The organism is Phycisphaerae bacterium, assembly GCA_035384605.1.
Taxonomy (GTDB): Bacteria; Planctomycetota; Phycisphaerae; order UBA1845; family PWPN01; genus JAUCQB01.
This window is the reverse complement of sequence record DAOOIV010000170.1, coordinates 1-5,933: the sequence shown is the minus strand read 5'-3', so window position 1 is coordinate 5,933 and position 5,933 is coordinate 1. Positions and strand designations below refer to the sequence as shown.

Genomic DNA, 5,933 nt, shown 5'->3' with positions numbered 1-5,933 from the left:
TCTGCCCGTTCGAGGCAGAGCACCAGGCGTAGAAGGGAAACGATATGAGTGACACATCGAGAGTTCAACTGGCATACGTGGCCGAGTCCAGTTTTGGCGTCCAAAAGACCGGCAAGAAGTTGCAGGTTCTGCGGATCACGGGCGAAAGCCTCAAGCAGGACGTGGCTGCCTCCCAGAGCAACGAGATCCGGTCGGATCGACAGATTACGTCGATTCGACGGTCGAGGATCACGGCGTCAGGCGGGATCAACTTCGAGCTGAGCTACGGGACGTACGACGAGATGTTGGCGGCGGCCCTGATGGATTCTGCGTGGAGCAGTCCGGTGGAGGTGGCGAAGAACGCGACGGTCTCTGCGGTGGCGTCTGGCAACAAATTCACCGGCACGTTCACTGCGCCGACGGTTGGCGAGTGGATCAAGGTCAGTGGATTCACCAATGTTGCCAACAACGGCTATTTTAAGGTGGTGGCCGGCAGCACCTCGGAAATCACCGTCTCTGGAGGGACGCTGGTAGACAAGGCCAGTGCAACCGGGATCACGATCACACAGGGCGGCTCGATCGTCAACGGCACGGCGTTGGAGACGTTCAACCTGGAACGCAAGTACGAGGACCTGACCACTGAACTGTCGCTGTTCCTGGGTATGGCGATTAACAACCTGTCGCTGAATGTCCCGGTGGAAGGCGAGATCACCGGGGGCCTGGAGTTCTTGGGGCACAGCGAAAGCTCTGAGACGGCGTCGGGCGGTACGGGGTACGACGCGGCGACGACCACCGAGCACATGACCGCGCTGGATGTCCAGAACCTGCTGGAGAACCAGGCGGCGATGAGCATTCGGTCGTTCACCCTGAACCTGAACAACAACCTGCGTCAGCGGGCCATTGTGGGAAGCTCGGGCGTGTTGAGCATCGGATCGGGCCGGTGCATCGTCTCGGGGACGCTGGAGGCGTACTACGCCAGCAAGACGATCTACGACAAGTACCTCAACGGCACGGCGACAGCGTTGGCGCTGCTGCTGCAAGACCCGGCGGGCAACGGCTATGTCCTGGACCTGCCGGCGGTCAAGTACACGGCGGGCGAGCGGCCGGCTCCGAGTGCCGACGACGATGTGATGATGACCCTGTCGTGGGCGGCGCACGCACACGCCACGGAGAACGTGACGATTCGGATCGTACGATTCCCGGTGGCTTAACCTGAAAGGACATGAAGCATGAAGCTGAGCGCCATACGCGCGGACTTGGACAAGGAGTTGCAGGGGGCATGGGTTCCGTATGCGGGCGACATCGTCCTGAAGATCGCCCGTTGGAACAACGAGCGGTGCCAGGAGGCGTACCGCAAGCTCCTGGAACAGCGCAAGGTGCTGCTCGATGCCAAGGAGTTGACGGACGAGCAGCGGATCGACGTGCAGAAAGAGGCGGCGTCCCAGACGATCCTGCTGGACTGGAAGGGCGTCGAGGACGACGACGGTCAGCCGATCCCGTATTCGAGCGGCACGGCGCTGGAGTGGTTCCGGGACAAGGAACTGTGGCGGCTGTGGAACTTCGTCTTTGTGCAGTCCCTGGAGGAAGAGAACTTTCGCAAGGAGCAGGTCCGGGATGCGGAAAAAAACTCGGTGACGTCCTGAGATGGCAACTCCAGTGGGGGCCATACATCGGGACGCTGAGACAACGGGCGGCCAAGGGCTTGCCGACGCCGGCATGGGACGACAGGCCGCAACTGCGGGAAGAATGGGCGTGGGTCTATGATGGATTTCTGGTGCTGTCCAAGCAGAGACAGGCAGGCTTCGGGGCCAATCCGATCTCCGTGGCCGATGTCTGCGCGTACCTCGACTTGGTCGGCATCCGGGAGACGGGGCAGCGAATCGTGTTTCTCGAGCTGGTCGTCGGTTTGGATGAGATAGCGAGGCAGTGGCATGTCGAACATTCGCGAAGAGACGCTAAGCCTAAAGATTGATTCGACCGGCGCGGCAACCGGCGCGAGAACGTTTACGGGGGCGACCACGGCGGTTCAGGGTGGGGCCACCAAGGCGGCTGTGGCCGTGGCGGGACTGGCGAAGAACCTTGGCGGACTCTATCTGGCGTACAAGACGCTGGGCACGATCAAGCAGTCGGTCCGGGACTTTGCGGCGTTCGAGCGGCAGATGGCCAACGTCTCGACCATGCTCTATCGCGACGGGGCAATGAAGTACCTGCCGGCGTACAAGCAGCAGATTCGCGAGTTGGCGTTGGAGTTTGGTGAGGGGACAGAGACCCTGAGCAAGGGTCTGTACGACATCCTGTCGGCGTCGATTGACGCCTCTAAGGCGATGGATGTGTTGACCGTGTCGTCGCGTGCGGCGCAGGCGGGATTGACGACGACGGCGGTGGCGGGCGATGCGATTACGACGATCCTCAATTCGTACGGCCTGTCGGCGGACTATGCGGGCAAGGTGTCGAGCGACCTGTTTGAGACGGTCCAGCGGGGCAAGCTGGTCTTTGGTGATCTGGCGTCGGAGATCGGCTTGGTGGCGGCGGATGCGGCGTCGGCGGGGGTGTCCCTGGAGGAACTGCTGGCGGCGGTGGCGACGTTGACCAGGGGCGGGTTGAGAGCGCCGTTGGCGGTGACATCGCTGAGGGCGCTGATTAACGCCTTCCGAAAGCCTTCGGAGGAAGGCAAGAAGGCGGCGGCGGAGCTTGGGTTCGAGATGAATGTCACGACGCTGCACGCCCAGCAGTTGTCGGGCATGTTGCGCATACTGGCAAAGGCGAGCAATGAACAACTGGCGGCGATCTTCCAGAACGTGCGCGGACTGACGGGTTTGGCGGTTGCCCTGGAGCAGGCGGGGGGCGTGGCGGAGGATGTCGGCTACATCATGGAGTCCTCTGGGGCGGACCTGGAAGCCTACAGCAAGATGGCGGATACGGCCGCCAAGCAATTCGAGCGGTATCACGAGGCCATGAAAGACGTCCGCGTCACGATCGGCGAGGCGTTCGCTCCGGCGCTGGCACGCGGTTCCAAGGCGATGGCCGATTTCGTGAAGGACAATCAGCGGTTTCTGGAGAGATTGGCGAGTGACTTTGAAGAGGGCGCGGAGTTCACCGCCGGGGTGATTTGGGATGCGTTCGAGTTGATGGCGCAAGCGCCGGCGGCGTTCCTGGAGAAGCTGGAACAGGTCAAGAAGGCGCTGGATATTCTGCCGAGTTCGGCACGCATGCCGATCGTGGACCCCACAGACCCATTGGGCGGCAGTGCTCGGGGGGACTATGGCTGGGCTGACCAGATGATCCGCGATGCGGCGGCCGGTAATGCCGGCCCGGTTGACTTCGGCCCGTTGCTGAGTCGTGCCAACAAGCCGAACAAGCGAACGAAGCCCACCTTCACGCCGCCGGGGGGGCCTACGGTGGAAACCGGGATGCCCACCTACGGTCGACGGGTTCGGGAAGAGGGCCTGATTGGCGGCGAGGGGGCGGAGGAACTGTCCGAATCGACGCTGGACGCCCGCGACAAGGTGGACCGGCTCAATGCCGAACTGGTCAAGGAAATGCAGATCATCGGCCACCTGGAACACAGCCACGAGCGGGCGGCGAAGATGGTGGAATACGAGGCGGCGGTCATGGAGGCGTACGGCAACGGGACCGCTGAGGCGAGAGCCAGGCTGGCTGAGTACAACGAAGAACTGGATCGCCTGGAGAAGCGCAAGCGGCTGGTGGAGTTGGGGGAGCAGTTCGGCGATACGTGGGGGCGGGCCTTCGAGGATATCGCGGTGGGGGCGCAGGATGCCCGGCAGGCGCTGGATGCCCTGTGGAGGGATGTGGCCCGGATGATCCTCCGCCAGCAGATCACTGAGCCGTTGTCCAGGAGTATCAGCAGGGCGTTCGTGGACTACTTCGGTGGCACGCCGGCGGCGAGCGATGTGCCGATGGGGGCGGCGGACATCAGCTACCAGACGCCGGTGGCACATAGTGGGTGGCGGGTTGGAACAATGCCGCCTTCCGTGAGGGATGTTCCGTGGAGCGTGTTCGCTGGTGCTCCCCGGTTGCACAACGGTCTTCGGTGGGACGAGTACCCGGCGATCCTTCAGAAAGATGAAGTGGTCACTTCAGCCGCCGATGCACGCGCCGGTCGCAACGTGACCCTGCCGCAGCCGGTGTTCAACATCCAGAACCAGTCGTCCGCCCAGGTGGAGGCGCAGCAGACGGGGGTGCAGTTCGACGGCCGACGGATGATCGTGGGCATGGTGCTCAAGGACAAGCGCAACAACGGCCCGATGGCGCGGGCGAATCGGCGGAGGTAGCCCATGGCGCAACCTGTGTATCCCAATCTCGGTGTCAACCCGGATGAAGAAGGGTTTGTCCGCGAGCCGGCTATGGACCCAACGCAGCGCAGTCCATTGGAGGACGGGGCCTACGTCGTGATGAAGACCAAGACCAAAATTCCCCTGCGATGGTCCTTTGTCTACAGCCAGTTGAGCAACACGAACAAGGAGAAGCTGGACGACTTCTGGGAGGACGACGCCGGCTGCGGCGCGGTGCCGATCAAGTTCACCGATCCGACCAACAGCACAGCGTACTTCGTGCATTTCACGGACAAGCCGAGATCCACCCTGGAAGGCGACGGGCAGGCCACGTGGCGGGTGGAGATCAACTTCCTTGAAGCGATAGGGACGTACACGTAATGCCACAGATGCCAGCCAATCTGACGGCGCTGAAGAACCAGCTTTCTCAGCCGGGGGCGTGGGTGTGGCTGTTGACGGTGACGCTGCCCGATAGTGGCGGCACGTTGCGGTATGCGGCCAATACCGAAGACATCAGCTACGGGGGCCATACGTACGCGGCGTTCAATTTCTCCATCGGTGGGTTCACGTGCGATTCGGAGGGAGAGATTCCCGAGGTCACGATGTCTGTGACCAACGTTGGGTACGTGCTCCAGGACTACATGCGGACGTACAATGGTTTGATAGGGGGGACGATCAGCTTTGTGCAGGTCAATACGAACTACCTTGCCGAGGACTACAGCGAGGACGCGGTGACCATGACCATTGTGGGTACGGAGAATCGCTGGCCGGATGTGTCGTTCACGCTGGGCGTGCCGTCGTCCGTGCGGTATCGGGTGCCGGAGGATCGGTTCAACCCGCACAGTTGCAGGCACAAGTTCAAGTCGACGCGGTGCGGCTACACCGGGGCGTTGACTACGTGCAACCGCAACCCGGACGATTGCGTGGCGAGAGGGATGTTCCCCGGTAACTATGGAGGCCCGTTGAGTCTGCGGAGAGAGGCGGTGCGGTACGCATGATCCGGTTCACGCTGAAAGAGCTTGATGCGATTCTCGCAGACTTCCTGGGCAAGCCCTATCGGCGCATGGCAACGGGGCCGGACGCCTATGACTGCTATGGGCTGGTCAAGGCGTTCATGTCCCGGATCGGTGTCGACATCCCCGAGATCGGCAAGGTGGACCCCAAGGACTCCCGGCCGGTGTACGAGCAGCAGCAAACAGACTACGTGCGGCTGGACTGGCCGAGGCCGTGGTCGCTGGTGACCTTTTCGGGCAAAGACCTCAACGCGCATATCGGCGTGGTGCTGCCGAATGACAACCTGTTCCTGCACTGTCCGGGCCGGGCGGCGGGCAAGGTGATCGCCGAGCCTCTGTCGCGTCGGCCGTGGCGGGACACGATTGACGGCTACTGGTGGCCTCGCAACTACCTCGAAACGGTTATCATGCTCACGCCGATGACCACGAAACAGGCGTGGCAGTTCGTGCGGTGCGATGGGCGGAATCTGCGGCAGATTATCGAGCAGGACATCACCGAGGGTCGGGACGTCCAGGTGCAGGCGTTCCTGGAGGGCGAGTTGGTGGAGCCTGGCGATTGGGATTTGGTGCCGGGTCCGGTCAATCAGCTTGTGATTCGACCGGTCATGGGCGAAGGCGATCAGGCGTTGATGATCGGCGGGATGCTGGC

7 protein-coding genes are annotated in these 5,933 nt (G+C 62.4%); all 7 read left to right on the top strand.

All coding sequences use genetic code 11. The annotated features are described in order from the left end of the window. The first annotated feature begins 44 nt into the window (after positions 1-44). Positions 45-1,190 (top strand): phage tail tube protein, encoded by a 1,146-nt coding sequence (locus PLL20_20945; protein HPD32468.1) that lies wholly within the window; start codon positions 45-47, stop codon positions 1,188-1,190. Between the two features lie 18 nt (positions 1,191-1,208). Next, the gene (locus PLL20_20940; protein ID HPD32467.1) at positions 1,209-1,622 is read left to right on the top strand and encodes a hypothetical protein; all 414 of its coding nucleotides are present in this window, start codon (positions 1,209-1,211) and stop codon (positions 1,620-1,622) included. A 59-nt stretch (positions 1,623-1,681) separates the two neighbouring features. Beyond that, a complete protein-coding gene (locus PLL20_20935) occupies positions 1,682-1,951 on the top strand; it encodes a hypothetical protein (GenBank protein HPD32466.1) in 270 nt (89 codons plus the stop codon). Continuing rightward, positions 1,911-4,271: a phage tail tape measure protein gene (locus PLL20_20930; protein HPD32465.1), complete on the top strand. Its 2,361-nt coding sequence runs from the start codon at positions 1,911-1,913 to the stop codon at positions 4,269-4,271. The genes PLL20_20935 and PLL20_20930 overlap by 41 nt, the downstream gene beginning before the upstream one ends. Positions 4,272-4,274: 3 nt before the next feature. Then, positions 4,275-4,652 carry a hypothetical protein gene (locus tag PLL20_20925; GenBank protein HPD32464.1) on the top strand — a complete coding sequence of 126 codons (378 nt, stop codon included), beginning with the start codon at positions 4,275-4,277 and terminating at the stop codon, positions 4,650-4,652. Then, on the top strand, positions 4,652-5,269 hold the full coding sequence (locus PLL20_20920; GenBank protein ID HPD32463.1) for a hypothetical protein: 618 nt from the start codon (positions 4,652-4,654) through the stop codon (positions 5,267-5,269). The genes PLL20_20925 and PLL20_20920 overlap by 1 nt, the downstream gene beginning before the upstream one ends. After that, positions 5,266-5,933: NlpC/P60 family protein (locus PLL20_20915; GenBank protein HPD32462.1), on the top strand; the 668-nt coding region annotated here is incomplete at its 3' end. The genes PLL20_20920 and PLL20_20915, both read left to right, overlap by 4 nt.